The organism is Streptomyces sp. NBC_01410 (assembly GCF_045040195.1).
Lineage (GTDB): Bacteria > Actinomycetota > Actinomycetes > Streptomycetales > Streptomycetaceae > Streptomyces.
Genome location: NZ_CP109530.1, coordinates 3,267,946 through 3,284,505, shown reverse-complemented (window position 1 = coordinate 3,284,505; position 16,560 = coordinate 3,267,946). Strand labels below are relative to the sequence as shown.

Here is a 16,560-nt window from a genome sequence, read left to right as displayed (position 1 = left end):
GTCTCACATCCGGAAGACGCCGAAGGCGGGGTCGGTCAACGGGGCGTTGGCGCAGGCGGTGAGCGCGAGGCCGAGCACCTGGCGGGTCTCCAGGGGGTCGATCACGCCGTCGTCCCAGAGCCGGGCCGTCGCGTAGTAGGCATTGCCCTGGGATTCGTACTGGGCCCGGATCGGCGCCTTGAAGGCCTCCTCCGCATCGGCGGGCCAGGCCTCGCCGCGCCCCTCCAACTGGTCCCGCTTCACGGTCGCCAGCACGGAGGCCGCCTGCTCGCCGCCCATCACCGAGATCTTGGCGTTGGGCCACATCCACAGGAAGCGCGGCGAATAGGCCCGGCCGCACATCGAGTAGTTGCCCGCGCCGTACGAACCGCCGATGACGACGGTCAGCTTCGGCACGCGTGTGCATGCCACGGCAGTGACCATCTTCGCGCCGTGCTTGGCGATGCCGCCCGCCTCGTAGTCCTTGCCGACCATGAAGCCCGAGATGTTCTGCAGGAAGAGCAGGGGGATGCCGCGCTGGTCGCACAGTTCGATGAAGTGCGCGCCCTTCTGGGCGGATTCGGAGAACAGGATGCCGTTGTTGGCGACGATGCCGACCGGGTGGCCGTGGATCCGGGCGAAGCCGGTGATCAGGGTCTGCCCGAACTCGGACTTGAACTCCTGGAACCGGGAGGCGTCGGTGATCCGGCCGATCACTTCCCGTACGTCATAGGGGGTACGGGAGTCCACCGGCACCGCGCCGTACAGACCGGCCGGGTCGACCTTCGGCTCCTCGGCCGGCTCGACCGACCAGGGCAGCGGGCCGCGCTCGGGCAGCGTCGCCACGATGTTCCGTACGATCCGCAGCGCGTGCGCGTCGTCCTCGGCGAGATGGTCGGTGACGCCGGAGACACGGGAGTGGACCTCGCCGCCGCCGAGCTCCTCGGCCGTGACGACCTCGCCGGTCGCGGCCTTCACCAGCGGCGGGCCGCCGAGGAAGATCGTCCCCTGGTTGCGGACGATCACGGCCTCGTCGCTCATGGCGGGCACATACGCCCCGCCCGCCGTGCAGGAGCCGAGGACGGCAGCGATCTGCGGGATGCCCGCGCCGGACATCCGTGCCTGGTTGTAGAAGATCCGCCCGAAGTGCTCGCGGTCGGGGAAGACCTCGTCCTGCATCGGCAGGAAGGCGCCGCCGGAATCGACGAGATAGACGCAGGGCAGCCGGTTCTCCAGGGCCACCTCCTGGGCGCGCAGATGCTTCTTGACCGTCATCGGGTAGTACGTGCCGCCCTTGACGGTGGCGTCATTGGCGACGACGACCACCTCGCGGCCGCTGACCCGCCCGATCCCGGCGATCACTCCGGCGGCCGGTGCCTGCCCCTCGTACATCCCCTCGGCAGCGAGGGGAGCGAGCTCCAGAAAGGGGGAGCCGGGGTCCAGGAGGGTGTCCACCCGGTCGCGCGGCAGCAGCTTTCCGCGCGCGGTGTGGCGGGCGCGGGCCTTCTCACCTCCGCCCAGACGCGCGGCGGCGAGCTTGGCGCGCAGGGCGTCGGCCAGCTCCTGGTGCGCCGCCTCATTGGCCTGCCAGGCCGGAGAGGCGGGGTCTGCCGCACTCGCCAGCACGGGTGCCTGCTGCATCGCTCGAGCTCCCTTGCTCGGTTAATGAGCGTTAACGTGTTTCCTCTAGGTTAACGAGCGCTAACACCCCTGTCTAGAATGAATTCCCATGAGCACCAGGACGGCGGCCCCGACGCGCCGCGAGCAGATCCTCAAGGAGGCCGCGCGCCTCTTCGCCGAGCGCGGCTTCCACGGGGTCGGTGTCGACGAGATAGGAGCTGCCGTCGGCATCAGCGGGCCGGGTCTCTACCGCCACTTCGCGGGCAAGGACGCGATGCTCGCCGAGCTGCTCGTGGGCATCAGCGAACGGCTGCTGAGCGGTGGCCGGCTGCGGGTCGAGGAGTCCGCCGCCGACCCCGAGGTGCTGCTCGCCGCACTGATCGACGGGCACATCGACTTCGCGCTGGACGACCGCCCACTCATCACCCTGCACGACCGGGAGCTGGACCGCCTGCGGGAGAGCGACCGCAAGCTGGTGCGGCAGCTCCAGCGGCAGTACGTGGAGCTGTGGGTCGAGGCGGTATGCGCGATGTACCCGGCGCTCGCCGAGGCGGATGCCCGGGCCGCGGTCCACGCGGTCTTCGGCCTGCTCAACTCCACTCCGCACCTGGGCCGCCCGGACGCCCGCATGGGCCGTGACGCGACGGCGGACCTGCTCCACCGGCTGGCCCGCGGCGCCTTCGCGGCCGCGGCGGACGGCGCCTGAGGCGCCCTGGCGTACGCGAAGGGCACATGTACAGTCCCAACCGGCGCCACGACCGGCGCAGCGGGGCCTGACCAGCCTTGTCGACAACGGGGGTTTCATGTCAGAACACATCGGGCCCGACCGCCGGGAAACAATCGAGCGGAACCTGTGGGCCGCGCCCGCGATGTTCGTCGCCGTGTCCTGGGCGCTGTTCCAGAAGGACGACGCCTCGTCCGCATCGACCGTCGCCTGGATCATCTACTCCGCGGGATGGATCCCGGCCCTGGGCCTGCTCGTCAGGTCTGCCGCCCAGCGCAGAAATCCCGGTGTCGGGGCGGTGTTCGCCTTCGGGCTCCTCGTCGTCATGGGCGTCCTGTTCTGGGCGAACCACGGGTGACGTACGCCTGAACTTCCGGCCGGGCGGCCGCTGTGAGGGCGGCCGCGCCTGTGAGTGACGCGATACGCACGTCCAGCGTTCGGGACGCCCGGCACGCGGTGTGCACCTGACGGCACAATGGGCTCATGCCGATACCCAGCCGTGCCGCCCTTGTCGACCACCTCGTCCGCACACGTATCGCCGGAGATGTCGCCACACCCCGCGACAACAACCTCTCCCACTACCGCAAGCTCGCCAACGGCGACCGTCACTTCTGGCTGGGTCTCGAGCTCGGCGACCGCTGGACCGACGAGCAGGACGTGCTCGCGGTCATGGCCGAGCGGTGCGGGGTCAACGACGATCCCGAGCACCGGACCGGGCAGGACACCATCGACCCGGAACTCACCGTCGACGCCCTTGAACGGCTCGCGGCGCGGCTGCGCAAGGCGGCCGCCGGCCAGGAGCGGGTGCTCTTCGCGACCGGGCATCCCGGTGGTCTCCTCGACGTGCACCGGCAGACGGCCGACGCGCTGCGGGCCGCCGGGTGCGAGATCGTACGGATTCCCGGCGGTCTCACGGCTGACGAGGGCATGGTCTTCCAGTTCGCGGACGTCGCGATGCTGGAGCGCGGCGCGACCCTGTGGCACACACACTCCCCGGCCCCCATGGCCGCGATCCTGGACGGCCTGGAGCGCGACGGCAGACCGCAGCCCGACCTGGTGGTGGCCGACCACGGCTGGGCGGGCTGCGCGGGACAGCGCGGCCTGGACTCCGTCGGATACGCGGACTGCAACGACCCCGCGCTGTTCATCGGCGAAGCGGAGGGCACCCTCCAGGTCGCCGTGCCGCTGGACGACCACGTCACGGACCCGCGCTTCTACGACCCGATGACGGCGTACCTGCTGGACGCGGCGGGGCTGACGTCCCGGGCCTGACGGCGGGCGTCAGCACGGGTTCCAGGAGTCACCCGGACGGTGGATTTCTCCCGCCGGCGAGGCCTCTCACATGCGGTCTGGCTATATGTTCGACTGTATGGAAGGTCGCTTGGTTGTAGAGATCGAGCCCGTGTGCCCCCGATGACCAGTCACGCGCGATGGAAGCTCGCCCGCGACAAGCAGATCGCCGAGGGGATCAGCGAGGGCGCCGAAGTGGCAGCGATGCGCGAGGAGATCCGGCTGTCCTGGGACCTCGGGCAGGCCGTCCACGACCGGCGTACCGAACTCGGCATTTCCCAGACCGAGCTCGCCAAGCGGGCCGGCATGACCCAGCCGCAGATCTCCAAGCTGGAGTTGGGCGGGACCATGCCCACGCTGCCTCTGCTCGCCCGGCCGGCACGTGCTTTGGACGCGGCCCTCAGCCTGGAGCTGGACGGGGACACCTCGCGGGTCGCCTTCACCGCGCACGCGCCTGCCGCCTGATCGCCCTCAATCGCGGGGGACCCGGACCACGCCCTCCTGGATGACGGAGATCGCCAGCCGGCCGTCCTGGGTGTAGATCCGGGCCTGCCCCAGACCGCGGCCGCCGGACGCCGACGGGGACTCCTGGTCGTAGAGCAGCCATTCGTCCGCCCTGAAGGGGCGGTGGAACCACATCGCGTGGTCGAGCGAGGCGCCCACCACGTCGCCGACCGCCCAGCCGCCGCGGCCGTGCGCGAGCAGTACCGAGTCGAGCAGTGTCATGTCGGAGACGTAGGTGGCCAGGCAGACGTGCAGCAGCGGATCGTCGGCGAGCTTGCCGTTGGCCCTGAACCACACCTGCGAGCGCGGCTCGCGCGCCTGGCCCACGGTGCCGTACGGCGGCTCGTCGACGTAGCGCAGATCGACCGCGGCGCGCGCCTGCAGCAGGCGCTCCACGGTGCCCGGGTCGACGAAGTCCTTCGCGTACCTGGGCAGGATCTCCTCGGCCGTCGGCAGCGTCTCCGGGGCGGGTGCGGGAGGCATCGGCGCCTGGTGCTCGAGGCCTTCCTCGTACGTCTGGAAGGACGCCGAGAGGTGGAAGATCGGCTGCCCGTGCTGGACGGCGACGACCCGGCGGGTGGTGAAGGAGCGGCCGTCGCGGATGCGGTCGACCGTGTAGACGATCGGCACGCCGGGGTCGCCCATGCGCAGGAAGTACGCGTGCAGGGAGTGGGCCGTGCGGTCGTCGGGGACGGTGCGGCCCGCGGCGACGAGCGCCTGGGCCGCGACCTGTCCGCCGAAGACGCGGGGGACGATCGCCGAGCGGGACCGTCCCCGGAAGATGTCCTGCTCGATCCGCTCCAGGTCGAGCAGATCGAGCAGTTCGTCAAGTGCTTCGCTCATGAGGAGAAGGTAGTTGAGGAGCCAACCGCCTTACAGGCCCATGTCCTTGGCGATGATCGACTTCATGACCTCGCTGGTGCCGCCGTAGATGCGGTTGACGCGGTTGTCGGCGTAGAGGCGGGCGATCGGGTACTCGTTCATGTAGCCGTAGCCGCCGTGCAGCTGGAGGCACTTGTCGATGACGCGGTGCGCGACCTCGGAGCAGAACAGCTTCGCGGACGCGGCCTCCGCCGCGGACAGCTCACCCGCGTCCAGCGCCTCGAGGGCGCGGTCGGCCACGGCCTCGGCGGCGTCCACCTCGGCCTGGCAGGCGGCCAGCTCGAACTTGGTGTTCTGGAAGGAGGCGACCGGCTTGCCGAAGACCGTGCGGTCCTGCACGTACTGCTGGGCGAACCGGACGGCGGCCTTGGCCTGCGCGTACGCGCCGAACGCGATGCCCCAGCGCTCGGAGGGCAGGTTCTGGCCCAGGTAGTAGAAGCCCTTGTTCTCCTCGCCGAGCAGGTCCTCGACCGGCACCTTCACGTCGACGAAGGCCAGCTCGGCGGTGTCGGAGGTGCGCAGGCCGAGCTTGTCCAGCTTGCGGCCGACCGAGTAGCCCTCCGACTTGGTGTCCACCGCGAACAGCGAGATGCCGAAGCGGCGGTCGTCCTCACGAGGGGCGGAGGTGCGGGCGCACACGATCACGCGGTCGGCGTGCACACCACCGGTGATGAAGGTCTTGGCGCCGTTGAGGACGTAGTGCGTGCCGTCCTCCGAGAGCTTGGCCGTGGTCTTCATGCCCGCGACGTCGGAGCCGGTGCCCGGCTCGGTCATCGCCAGCGCCCACATTTCCTCGCCGGTGACGAACTTCTCGAGGTAGCGCTTCTTCTGCTCGTCGGTGGCGAGCAGCTTGATGTACGGCAGGGCGAGCAGCACATGCACGCCGGAGCCGCCGAAGCTGACGCCCGCGCGCGAGGTCTCTTCGTAGAGCACGGCCTCGAACTTGTGCGTGTCCAGACCCGCGCCGCCGAAGTCCTCGGGAACGTTGATGCCGAAGACGCCCAGCTCACCGAGCTTGTAGTAGAAGTCGCGGGGCGCCTGGCCGGCCGCGAACCACTCGTCGTAGACCGGGACGACCTCAGCCTCGATGAAGGCGCGTATGGTCTCGCGGAACGCCTCGTGGTCCTCGTTGAAAACGGTACGGCGCACGGACGCCTCCTCGTGACTGTGTAGGTACGCTGCGCTGTCTAAGCGCTTGCTCAGCTCTAAGTTACCCGGCAGTCGCAAGTGCTGTCCAGAGTGATGATGAGCACGCTGCGATGCCCCCAGGAGCGGGCCTCAGGCTGCGGCCCGGCCCGGCTGAGCGGCTTCGCCCTCGTACGCCGCCAGCGCGGCCTGGCGGCACTCCAGCAGTTCGCGCAGGTCCTCGGGGGTCAGCTGCTCGTGCGCCAGCTTCAGGCCCGCCCTGCCCTCCAGGTCGGCCCATGCCCCGCGGGCGCGCTTGTTGGCGATGCGCCTGGCATCGCTGCGCAGAAAGCCCGCCCCGGCCGCGAATCCGGCGGAGGCCAGGGCGATCAGCGCCGCGGGGACGCGTGCGTCTGCCGTCGCCAACCCGGCGGCACCCGAAATGGCCGCGAGCAGAGCCCCGGGGAAACCCAGCGCGATGTGGGTCTTCGTCCAGAACTCCGCCCGCCGCTGGGCGAGTTCCCGCTGTCGCGTCGCCTCGTCGCGCAGACGCTCGATCTCGGCGCGCAGGCGGCGCGAGGGCTCATCGGCGGACAGGCGGGTGGAACCGGCGGTGGTGGTCATGTCTCGATTCCAACACGCCTTCCCCTCCCGGGACTTGAGATCGTGGCGACAGCTTTCGAGACCGGGATTGGTGGGCTCCTGCCAGAACTGTCCGCCGCCGAAGTCCGGACACTTCAGCCGTGCCGCAGCGCGAACCACAGCTCCATCCGTACGTCCGCGTCGTCCAGGTCCTCGTCGAGGAGCGTCTGGCATCGGGCGATGCGCTGGCGGACCGTGTTGCGGTGGATCTCCATGGCCGCCGCCGTGCGGTCCCAACTGCCGTGCAGGGAGAGCCAGGTGCGCAGCGTCTCGACGAGGGCGGGGGAGTCCGCGAGAGGCGCGAGGCGGTGGCGGGCCTCGTCGAGGGAGAGGGGGCCGGTCTCCCGGTGGCGCACAAGGGCCTTGCGGGTGGCCGTGGCGCGGCGCACCGCCCTGGCTGCCTGTGCGTCGGCCGCCGCCAGCTCCTCGGGGAGCGCGGGCGCGCTCACGCCCAGCGTCCAGCCGGGCTGTGCGCCGACCTCACGCGCGGCGGGGAGCAGGACCCGTACGCAGCCGTCCGCGTCCGGATCGACCAGCGCGCTGCCGAGCGCCGCGCCCAGTGCCGTCGCCGCGAAGGGGCTGTCGTCGCCGCCCTGCCCATGGACCACCGTCCAGGGCCCCTGTCCCAGCAGTGCGGCGGTCTCGGCGGGGCTCGCGCCGAGCAGCATGCGTACCAGGGCGGCGCTGCGGCCCGCGGCGTCGGCGCCCTGGTGCGGGGCTGTGAGCAGCGAGAGCAGGACGACGGCGACCCCGGCGACCGTGTGGTCCCCCGCCTCGCGGGCGGGTGCCGCGAGCCCGAGGACGAGGCCCCGGCTGCCGCCGAGGGCGTACGCGGAGAGGTGGGAGACGGCGGAGGCGGCCGGGTCGGCGCTCCCCGGCCCTGCGGGTCCGGCGGGCTCCGGTGCCGGTGGCGGCGAGACCGTGTCCGTCGCCGATGCGGGGGTCGGGCGCGGCGACGGGCCCGTGCCCGGGCTCACCACCTGTCCCAGCCGGATCACCCCCGCCCTTGCCTCGGGGGACGGCGCGCGGCCCGACGACGACAGTTCCGTGCCGTCCGGGGCAAGCAGGACCGCCCAGCCCTCCAGCCGTACCGCCAGCTGGTGCAGGACCGCCGGGACCGGGTCCGGGCGGGCCGCCGCGGCGGCGAGGCCCTGCTGGGCCCGGGTGACCCGGCGCAGTTCCCGGTGGCGGGCTTCTGCCATCAGCCGCCACACCGCCCGCGCCACCGCCGTGAACGTCGTCTGCGGCGGCACTTCGAGCAGCGGCAGCCCATGCCGGTCGCACGCCTCCATCAGGTCCGCCGGCACCGTGTCGTACACCGGCGCGAGCCCGAATCCGAGCGCCGTCGCCCCCGCCTGAACGATGCGCGAGACATAGCGGTCCGGGTCCTTCAGCAGCACCCCGGCGCTCAGCAGCAGCTCGCCGCCGAGCAGATACGGATAGGGATCCGCCATCTCCGAGGTGTGCACCATGTGCACCGCCGCGCCCGCCTCCACCGGCCCGGCGATCTGGCGCAGACCGAGATCCTCGCGGGCCAGCAGTGCGGCGAGAGGGATCGGCGGGGTCGGTGGGGCTGCTGCGGTCTCCGGCATGGACAGTCCATCCATCGGCGGCGTGAAGAATGGATAAAACGTACACTTCAGCGTTGCATTCCAGCCACCTACCGTCATCGCACAACACCAGGGGACCCGGGGGACGAGACGGAAGGAAAGCCGATGGCTGTCGACTATGCAGTAATCGTCGTCTATCTGGCCGGCATGCTCGGCATGGGCTGGTGGGGCATGCGGCGCGCCAAGTCCAAGAGCGAATTCCTGGTCGCGGGCCGCCGCCTCGGGCCCGGCATGTACTCCGGCACCATGGCGGCCATCGTCCTCGGCGGCGCCTCCACCATCGGCGGCGTGGGCCTCGGCTACAAGTACGGACTCTCCGGCGCCTGGATGGTCTTCGCCATCGGCCTCGGCCTGCTGGCCCTGTCCATCCTCTTCTCCGCGCGCATCGCCCGGCTGAAGGTCTACACCGTCTCCGAGATGCTCGATCTGCGCTACGGCGGCAAGGCCGGTCTCCTCTCGGGCGTCGTGATGTGGGCGTACACCCTGATGCTCGCCGTCACCTCGACCATCGCCTACGCCACGATCTTCGACGTCCTCTTCGACATGAACCGGACCCTCGCGATCATCCTCGGTGGCTCGATCGTCGTCGCGTACTCCACGCTCGGCGGCATGTGGTCGATCACCCTCACCGACATGGTGCAGTTCGTCGTGAAGACGGTCGGAGTGCTGCTGCTCCTGCTGCCCATCGCGGTCGTCAAGGCCGGCGGCTTCGGCGCGATGAAGGCCGCGCTGCCGACGGAGTACTTCGACCCGCTGGGCATCGGCGGCGAGACGATCTTCACCTACGTCCTGATCTACACCTTCGGCATGCTGATCGGCCAGGACATCTGGCAGCGGGTGTTCACGGCCCGCAGCGACAGGGTCGCGCGCCACGGTGGCACCGTCGCCGGTACGTACTGCCTCGTCTACGCCCTCGCCGGTGCCGTCATCGGCACCGCCGCCAGGGTCCTCTACCCGAAGCTGCCGAACGCCGACGACGCCTTCGCGACCATCGTCAAGGACGAACTGCCCATGGGCGTGCGCGGCCTGGTGCTCGCCGCGGCCCTCGCCGCCGTCATGTCGACGTCCTCCGGAGCGCTGATCGCCTGCGCGACCGTCGCCAACAACGACATCTGGTCGCGGCTGAGGCCTCTCGCCTCCCGGGGCGGCGGCGACCACGACGAGGTCAAGGGCAACCGCGTCTTCATCCTGATCATGGGCGTCGGCGTCATCTGCACCGCCATCGCGCTCAACAACGTCGTCGAGGCGCTCACCGTCGCCTACAACCTGCTTGTCGGCGGACTCCTCGTGCCGATCCTCGGCGGCCTGCTGTGGAAGCGCGGCACGGTGTACGGCGCGCTCGCCTCGGTGATCGTCGGCGGCGTCGCGGTCATCGGTCTGATGGCCTCGTACGGGATCCTCGCCAACGAGCCCATCTACTACGGCCTGCTCCTGTCGCTCGCGGCGTATGTGATCGTCTCGCTGGTGACCAGGCCCACGGACGCGGCGATCCTGGCGCACTGGCGCGAGCGTCTGGCGGGCCGGGGCGCCGAGGACGACGAGGCCGCCGCCGAGCCCGTGGCCGTCCCGAGCTAAAGTCGAATTACCGCAACGAAGCGTACGAAAGAAGGCAATTCACATGAGCAGCAACGAGCAGCCGCGCGGCCCGATCGACTCGTCCCGTATTCCGCGGTACGCCGGACCCGCGACGTTCGCCCGGCTGCCCCGGCTCGACGAGGTCGGCACCACCGATGTCGCCGTGGTCGGCGTTCCCTTCGACTCCGGGGTCTCCTACCGTCCCGGCGCACGCTTCGGCGGCAACGCCATCCGTGAGGCGTCGAGGCTCCTGCGCCCGTACAACCCGGCGCAGGACGCCTCGCCCTTCGCTCTCGCGCAGGTCGCCGACGCGGGCGACATCGCCGCGAACCCGTTCAACATCCACGAGGCCGTCGAGACGATCGAGGCCGCGGCCGACGATCTGCTCGGCACCGGCGCGCGCATGATGACGCTCGGCGGCGACCACACCATCGCGCTGCCGCTGCTGCGCTCGGTCGCCAAGAAGCACGGCCCGGTCGCGCTGCTGCACTTCGACGCACACCTGGACACCTGGGACACGTACTTCGGCGCGGAGTACACCCACGGCACCCCGTTCCGCCGTGCCGTCGAGGAGGGCATCCTCGACACGTCCGCCCTGTCCCACGTGGGCATCCGCGGACCGCTGTACGGCAAGCAGGACCTGACCGACGACGAGAAGATGGGCTTCGGCATCGTCACCTCCGCCGACGTCTACCGGCGCGGCGCCGACGAGGTCGCCGACCAGTTGCGCCAGCGCATAGGCGACCGCCCGCTCTACATCTCCATCGACATCGACTGCCTCGACCCGGCGCACGCCCCGGGCACCGGCACGCCCGAGGCGGGCGGCATGACCTCCCGCGAGCTGCTGGAGATCCTGCGCGGCCTCGCCTCCTGCAACCTCGTCTCCGCGGACGTGGTCGAGGTCGCCCCGGCGTACGACCACGCGGAGATCACGTGCGTGGCCGCCTCCCACACCGCGTACGAACTGACCACGATCATGTCCCGCCAGATCGCGGCCGCGAAGGCGGCGCAGTGACGCACGACCACGATCTCGTCCTGCGGCCGACCGAGGCGCAGACCGCGGCCGCGCTGAACCCCCCGGCGGGTCGCAACGGCGGCGATCTCGTCGTCGAGACCCTGGCCGGTCTCGGCGCGACGACCGTCTTCGGGCTGCCGGGTCAGCACGCGCTGGGCATGTTCGACGCCCTGCGCCGCTCCTCGCTCTCGTACGTCGGACTGCGCGTCGAGAACAACGCGGGCTTCGCCGCCGACGCGTACGGCCGGATCACCGGCGAGGTGGCGCCGCTGCTGCTGTCCACCGGCCCGGGCGCGCTGATGTCGCTCGCGGCGCTGCAGGAGTCCGCGGCGGCCTCAGCCCCCGTCCTGGCGATCGGCAGCCAGGTGCCCACGGCAGGGCTCGGCGGCGGACGCCACGGCTATCTGCACGAACTGCGCGACCAGCAGGCCTCGTTCAGGGATGTGGTGAAGTCCGTCCACACGGCCCGCACCCAGTCCCAGATCCCCTCGGCGATCGCGGCGGCCTGGGAGTCGGCGCTCACGGCACCCCACGGGCCGGTGTGGGTCGAGATCCCCCAGGACGTCCTGCTGGCGCCGACGACGCTGCCGGTCGTGACGGCAATCGACGCGACCCCGCACGAGGTCGTGCCGCGCCCCGAACTGACCGCGGTCGCAGCCCACTTGCTGTCCGGAGCCGCGCGTCCGGCGATCATCGCGGGCGGCGGAGTCGTGCGCTCCGACGCGTCCGGCAAGCTGCTCGCGCTGGCCGAGAAGCTGAACGCCCCCGTCGTCACCACCTTCGGCGGCAAGGGAGCGTTCCCCTGGGAGCACCCGCTCTCGCTCCAGTCCTGGCTGGAGGACCGCCACACCACGGACTTCCTGGAGTCCGCGGACGTACTGCTCGTCGTCGGCTCAGGACTGGGCGAACTGTCCTCGAACTACCACACGTTCGCGCCGCGCGGCCGGGTCATCCAGATCGAGGCGGACGCCGGCAAGCTGGAGTCCAACCAACCGGCCCTGGGCATCCACGCGGACGCGCGGATCGCGCTGTCGGCGCTCCTCGAGACGGCGGAGGGGCGCGAGGACGACACGGCGGCCGAATCCGTACGGACGGTCCTGGACCGGGTCCGGGCCCGTATCGCGGCCCAGGAGCTCACCCTGGAACAGCAGGTGCTGGCCTCGGTCCGCGAAGCCCTGCCGGACGACGCCCCCAGCTTCTGGGACATGACGATCCTCGCCTACTGGGCCTGGTCCGCCTTCGACGCCCGCCACCCGAACACCATGCACTCGGCCCAGGGCGCGGGCGGCCTCGGCTACGGCTTCCCGGCGGCACTGGGCGCGGCTGCGGCCGACCCCACCCGCCCGGTCCTCGCGGTCTCCGGCGACGGCGGCGCGATGTACTCGATCGCGGAACTGGCGACGGCCCGCCAGTACGACCTCCCGGTGACCTGGCTGATCGTGGACGACGGCGGCTACGGCATCCTGCGCGAGTACATGCAGGACACCTTCGGCGAGGCGACGGCGACGGAACTGTCCCGCCCGGACTTCGTGGCCCTGGCGGAATCGTTCGGCGTGCCCGCGGTCCGTACGACCCCTCAGTCCCTGGCCGAGGACCTCGCGAAGTCCCTGACGGAGCCGGGCCCTTCGGTGGTCGTACTCCCGGCGGTCCTGCGGATGTTCGCCCCGACCCACCTCTGAGACGACCCGCCCCGGCCCCTGCGCCCTGCCGTTCCCTCCCCCGAGACAGCGGGGCGCAGGCATGTCGCGCTCCACCCACCCGGGCCGTGGGGCCTTGCCGCTCCCCGGAAGTAGCCATATGCTCCATATGTCGTCGACCTATGGAGGATATGCCATGTCGAATCTCTACGTGGAAGTCGATGACGATGCCCTGAGCGAGGCCGCGTCGATACTGGGCACCACGACGAAGAAGGACACCGTCAACGCCGCGCTACTCGAAGTGGCGAAGCGCCGACGGCGCCTCAACGCGCTTGAGGAGCTGGCCGCGATGGGTGAGCGCGGCGACTTCGAGGTTCTGCTGGACAAGAGCAACTACCGTCGATGAGCCCGGTCACCCACCTCATCGACACGTCCGCCGCCGCCAGGATCCTGACCAACAAGTCGGCGCGGGAGCGGTGGAGCGAGCATCTGGCGGAGGGTGTGATCGGCCTCTGCGACATCACCGAGATGGAGATCCTCTTCTCGGCCCAGTCCCTGGCCGACCGGCTCGCCAAGGAAGAGCTGCTTGCCGAGCTCTTCAACTGGATCCCCGTACCCGACGACGTCTACCGGCGTGCCCGTGCCGTGCAACGGATGCTGACGGAGAGGGGCGAACACCGCAGCGCCGGCCCTGTCGATCTTCTGGTCGCCGCCACCGCCGAGCTGTCCGGACTCACGGTGCTTCATTACGACGCCGACTTCGAGACCGTTGCCAGGGCCACCAAGCAGCCCACGATGTGGGTGGCTCCGCCCGGCACGATGTGATCGGCAGCTCCTCGGCCTGCCGGTCCGATCGGCCCGGCAGGCGTGCCCCGCTCGATCCCAGCGCGCCGTCCCAGTCCGCCGCAGCGCGGAGTCCTGGCCGGTCCGTGGGACGTACACTCCACCCATGGGTTGCACACGAGCGATGAGGGAGAGCCTGCGACAGGCACCTCCGGCGCTGTGTGTTTCCGGGCCCGGTGCCCGCTGCCGCGCTCTGCACGGTCACGGCTGACCGACCCGACCGGCTCGGCCGGCCCCACCGGCCCTCTTAGGCCTTTCGCCCCGCCCGTGGAGCTCTTTCCGCGCAGCCCGGGCTTCTCTCCGGTTTCCGGAACACCGCACCACTTTCTTTCTGTCTGCTGAGCACCACCTCCGCGACTCCTCGGCGTGCCATCGGCATCGCCTCGGCGACGGCCGGGCGACCGGCGAAGCCACACCCTTGAGAGGACCCCCTGTGAAGTTGAGCGAGTTGCTGGCCGGGCACGACCATGAGGTTCTTCTGGGTGATACGGCGACGATGATCACCGGGGGAGCCTGCTTCGACGCCCACCGCGTCTCGTCGGGCTCGCTGTTCATCGCGGTGCCCGGGCACCGCGAGGGCGGACTCGAGCTCGTCGGTCCCGCTCTGGCCCGTGGCGCGGTCGCTGTCCTCGTCGACCAAGCGGTACCGGACGCGGTGTGGGCGTCGGCCGACGGAGTCTGTGTCGTACGGGTGGCGGACACGCGCAAGGCGGCCGCGGTCGTCACCTCCCGCTACTACGGCGAGCCCGGGCGGGCGATGGACATGGTGGCCGTCACCGGCACCAACGGGAAGACGTCGGTGTCGTACATGGTCGAGTCCCTGCTGCGGCTCGCGGAGGGCGCGCGCGTGGGGGTCATCGGGACGGCCGGCAGCCGGATCGGGGACGAACTGATCCCGATGCCGAGATCGGTGCTGACCACGCCGGAGTCGCCGGACTTCCAGTACCTGCTCGGGTGCATGCGCGACCGGGAGGTGACCACCGTGGTCCTGGAGGCCACCTCGATGGGCCTGCTGACCCACCGGATCGACCGGGCGTTCCTGGACGTCGGGATCTTCACCAACCTCACGCAGGACCACCTGGACGACCACGGCACCATGGAGAACTACCGGGACGCCAAGCTGCGCCTGTTCCAGGGGCTGTGCCGGCGCGCGGTGGTCAACGCGGACGACCCCGTGGGAGCCGGTATCCGGGCCATGATGTCCGGTCCCGGTGCGGTCTCGACGTACGCACTCGACGCCGAGGCCGACTACCGGGCGACCGACCTCAGCATGAACGCCCTCGGTACGCGCTTCACCCTCCACCACGCGGGCCGCAAGTACCCCGCGGCGATCCCCGTCCCCGGGCGTTTCTCGGTGTCCAACGCGCTGGCGGCCGTGGCGGCCTGCCATCTGCTGGGGCACGACCTGACGGGACTGGTCGCCGCACTTGACCGGATGCCCGCGGTCCCGGGGCGTTTCGAGCGCTTCGAGACGCCTCGCGGCACCTCCGTGATCGTGGACTACGCGCACTCTCCCGACTCCCTGGACAAGGTGCTCACCGCGATCCGGGACTTCGCCACCGGCCAGGTCCTCACCGTCTTCGGCTGCGGCGGCGACCGGGACGTCACTAAGCGCGCGAAAATGGGGGAGATCGCCGGGACCCACTCCGACCTGTGCGTTCTCACCTCGGACAACCCTCGCAACGAGGACCCCGAGGCGATCCTGGACCAGATCGCGCCGGGTCTCGCGGTGAGCGGCACCCGCTTCGAGCGCTTCGCCGACCGCCGCGAGGCGATCGCCTTCGCGCTGGACGCCGCGGGGCCGGGCGACATCGTCCTGGTCGCGGGGAGGGGCAGCGAGCCGTATCAGACCGTCGGCGAGCAGCTGCTCCCCTTCAGCGACATGGCGACGGCGCGCGAACTCGCGGCCGCTCAGCTGTAGCCGGCCGGGCGGCCGAACGTTCACGGGAAGTCCGCCCGGGCTCAACCCGCACCGGCCTACGGTGGCGCCATGCGTCTGCGAACCGTACTCGCCACCGTCACCGCCGGCCTGGCCGTCGCCACCTGCCTCGGCGCCGCCGCTCCCGCCGACTCCCGTCCCCGTACGGGCAGTTGCTCGCCACGGGTGAGCATCGACAGCTACTCCGACGCGCTCGACAAGACCGAGTTCCAGGGCACTTTCGTCGGCAACTTCTCCGCCCTCGCCGTCGACACGGACGGCGGCATCGCGGCGGTCTCGGACCGCTCAGAGCTGTTCGGCCTCGACCGCGTGAGTCTGCGGCCGACGAGCGTCGTGCATCTCGCCGACGAGAAGGGGGCGCAGCTCGACTCCGAGGGACTTGTCGTCGAGCGGGACGGCAGCCGGCTGATCAGCTCCGAGACCGAGCCGTCCATCCGCCGCTACAGCCGCGAGGGCGCGATACTCGGCTCTCTCCCCGTTCCCGAGGCGCTGCGCGTCGCTCCCGCCGGGCGGGCCACGCGGAATCTCGCCTTCGAGGGGCTGACGCTGGGGCCCGGCGGCCGTAGCCTCGTCGCCGCCATGGAGGGGCCGATCGCCGGTGACGGGGCCGGGATCATGCGGCTGCAGACCTGGGAGCGGCACAGCCCGAAGCAGGACTTCCGGCTCGACGAGCAGTACGCGTACCGCGCCGACGCCGGTCTCGGGATCAGCGAGACCACCGCCACCGGGGACGGCCGGCTGCTCGTGCTCGAGCGCGGGTTCACGCCGGGCATCGGCAACACCGTCCGGCTCTATCTCGCCGACCTGCGGCATGCCACCGACGTCAGCGGTGTCGAGTACGTCACGGGGCAGGACGGGATCCGGCTCGTACGCAAGACCCTGCTCGCCGACATCGCCGACTGCCCGTCCCTCGGTGCCCCGGCCAAGCAGCCCCAGCCCAATCCGCTGCTGGACAACATCGAGGCCATGGCGGTCACTTCGCGAGGACCCGGTGGGCGGCTCCAGCTCCTGCTGGCCAGCGACGACAACCAGAATCCCGCCCAAATCACCCGATTCTACCGGCTTTCGGTCTGCCTTCCGCAGCACTGATCCGGGTACTGAGACCTAACTCATACAACTTTTCGGCCAGTCGTGAGTCATGTGTGGCGGGTGCACCGGAGAGGCGCACCCGCGAC

General features: G+C 70.8%; 16 protein-coding genes. 11 read left to right on the top strand and 5 right to left on the bottom strand.

Going from position 1 to position 16,560, the window contains the following annotated elements; genetic code table 11:
* Positions 1–3 precede the first annotated feature (3 nt).
* On the bottom strand, positions 4–1,620 hold the full coding sequence (locus tag OG741_RS14945) for a carboxyl transferase domain-containing protein (RefSeq protein WP_405597939.1): 1,617 nt from the start codon (positions 1,618–1,620) through the stop codon (positions 4–6).
* Positions 1,621–1,708: 88 nt separating this feature from the next.
* On the opposite strand from OG741_RS14945, the gene OG741_RS14940 reads away from it, so the two are divergent.
* The 4 genes from OG741_RS14940 to OG741_RS14925 all read left to right on the top strand — a co-directional run bounded on the left by OG741_RS14940 (position 1,709) and on the right by OG741_RS14925 (position 4,078).
* Entirely contained in the window at positions 1,709–2,305 is a 597-nt protein-coding gene (locus tag OG741_RS14940) for a TetR/AcrR family transcriptional regulator (protein ID WP_405597936.1), read from the top strand.
* Positions 2,306–2,402: 97 nt separating this feature from the next.
* The gene (locus OG741_RS14935) at positions 2,403–2,681 is read left to right on the top strand and encodes a hypothetical protein (protein ID WP_266476199.1); all 279 of its coding nucleotides are present in this window, start codon (positions 2,403–2,405) and stop codon (positions 2,679–2,681) included.
* 125 nt (positions 2,682–2,806) lie between these two features.
* The gene (locus tag OG741_RS14930) at positions 2,807–3,595 is read left to right on the top strand and encodes a phosphatase (RefSeq protein ID WP_405597934.1); all 789 of its coding nucleotides are present in this window, start codon (positions 2,807–2,809) and stop codon (positions 3,593–3,595) included.
* Between the two features lie 141 nt (positions 3,596–3,736).
* On the top strand, positions 3,737–4,078 hold the full coding sequence (locus tag OG741_RS14925; RefSeq protein WP_405597932.1) for a helix-turn-helix domain-containing protein: 342 nt from the start codon (positions 3,737–3,739) through the stop codon (positions 4,076–4,078).
* 6 nt (positions 4,079–4,084) lie between these two features.
* On the opposite strand, the gene tesB is transcribed toward OG741_RS14925, so the two are convergent.
* From tesB to OG741_RS14905, 4 genes are all read right to left on the bottom strand, one after another.
* Positions 4,085–4,960 carry an acyl-CoA thioesterase II gene (gene tesB, locus OG741_RS14920; RefSeq protein ID WP_405597930.1) on the bottom strand — a complete coding sequence of 292 codons (876 nt, stop codon included), beginning with the start codon at positions 4,958–4,960 and terminating at the stop codon, positions 4,085–4,087.
* Between the two features lie 30 nt (positions 4,961–4,990).
* Entirely contained in the window at positions 4,991–6,148 is a 1,158-nt protein-coding gene (locus tag OG741_RS14915) for an acyl-CoA dehydrogenase family protein (RefSeq protein WP_405597927.1), read from the bottom strand.
* A 129-nt stretch (positions 6,149–6,277) separates the two neighbouring features.
* The gene (locus tag OG741_RS14910; RefSeq protein ID WP_405597925.1) at positions 6,278–6,748 is read right to left on the bottom strand and encodes a hypothetical protein; all 471 of its coding nucleotides are present in this window, start codon (positions 6,746–6,748) and stop codon (positions 6,278–6,280) included.
* Between the two features lie 113 nt (positions 6,749–6,861).
* A complete protein-coding gene (locus OG741_RS14905) occupies positions 6,862–8,358 on the bottom strand; it encodes a PucR family transcriptional regulator (protein ID WP_405597924.1) in 1,497 nt (498 codons plus the stop codon).
* Between the two features lie 123 nt (positions 8,359–8,481).
* Between OG741_RS14905 and OG741_RS14900 the strand changes: the two genes are divergently transcribed.
* The 7 genes from OG741_RS14900 (at position 8,482) to OG741_RS14870 (ending at position 16,474) form a co-directional block, all read left to right on the top strand.
* Complete coding sequence (locus OG741_RS14900; protein ID WP_405597922.1) at positions 8,482–9,951, top strand: sodium:solute symporter; 1,470 nt, start codon at positions 8,482–8,484, stop codon at positions 9,949–9,951.
* A 43-nt stretch (positions 9,952–9,994) separates the two neighbouring features.
* Positions 9,995–10,966 carry an agmatinase gene (gene speB, locus OG741_RS14895; RefSeq protein WP_328677722.1) on the top strand — a complete coding sequence of 324 codons (972 nt, stop codon included), beginning with the start codon at positions 9,995–9,997 and terminating at the stop codon, positions 10,964–10,966.
* Positions 10,963–12,645 carry a thiamine pyrophosphate-binding protein gene (locus OG741_RS14890; protein ID WP_405597918.1) on the top strand — a complete coding sequence of 561 codons (1,683 nt, stop codon included), beginning with the start codon at positions 10,963–10,965 and terminating at the stop codon, positions 12,643–12,645. The genes speB and OG741_RS14890 overlap by 4 nt, the downstream gene beginning before the upstream one ends.
* A 154-nt stretch (positions 12,646–12,799) precedes the next feature.
* Positions 12,800–13,009 carry a type II toxin-antitoxin system VapB family antitoxin gene (locus tag OG741_RS14885; protein ID WP_405597915.1) on the top strand — a complete coding sequence of 70 codons (210 nt, stop codon included), beginning with the start codon at positions 12,800–12,802 and terminating at the stop codon, positions 13,007–13,009.
* Positions 13,006–13,428, top strand: coding sequence for a PIN domain nuclease (locus OG741_RS14880; RefSeq protein ID WP_405597912.1), 423 nt, complete (start codon positions 13,006–13,008; stop codon positions 13,426–13,428). Before OG741_RS14885 ends, OG741_RS14880 begins: the two co-directional genes overlap by 4 nt.
* Before the next feature lie 451 nt (positions 13,429–13,879).
* Positions 13,880–15,367: a UDP-N-acetylmuramoyl-L-alanyl-D-glutamate--2,6-diaminopimelate ligase gene (locus OG741_RS14875; RefSeq protein ID WP_405597909.1), complete on the top strand. Its 1,488-nt coding sequence runs from the start codon at positions 13,880–13,882 to the stop codon at positions 15,365–15,367.
* A gap of 69 nt (positions 15,368–15,436) precedes the next feature.
* Positions 15,437–16,474, top strand: coding sequence for an esterase-like activity of phytase family protein (locus OG741_RS14870; protein WP_405597906.1), 1,038 nt, complete (start codon positions 15,437–15,439; stop codon positions 16,472–16,474).
* Positions 16,475–16,560: the final 86 nt, after the last annotated feature.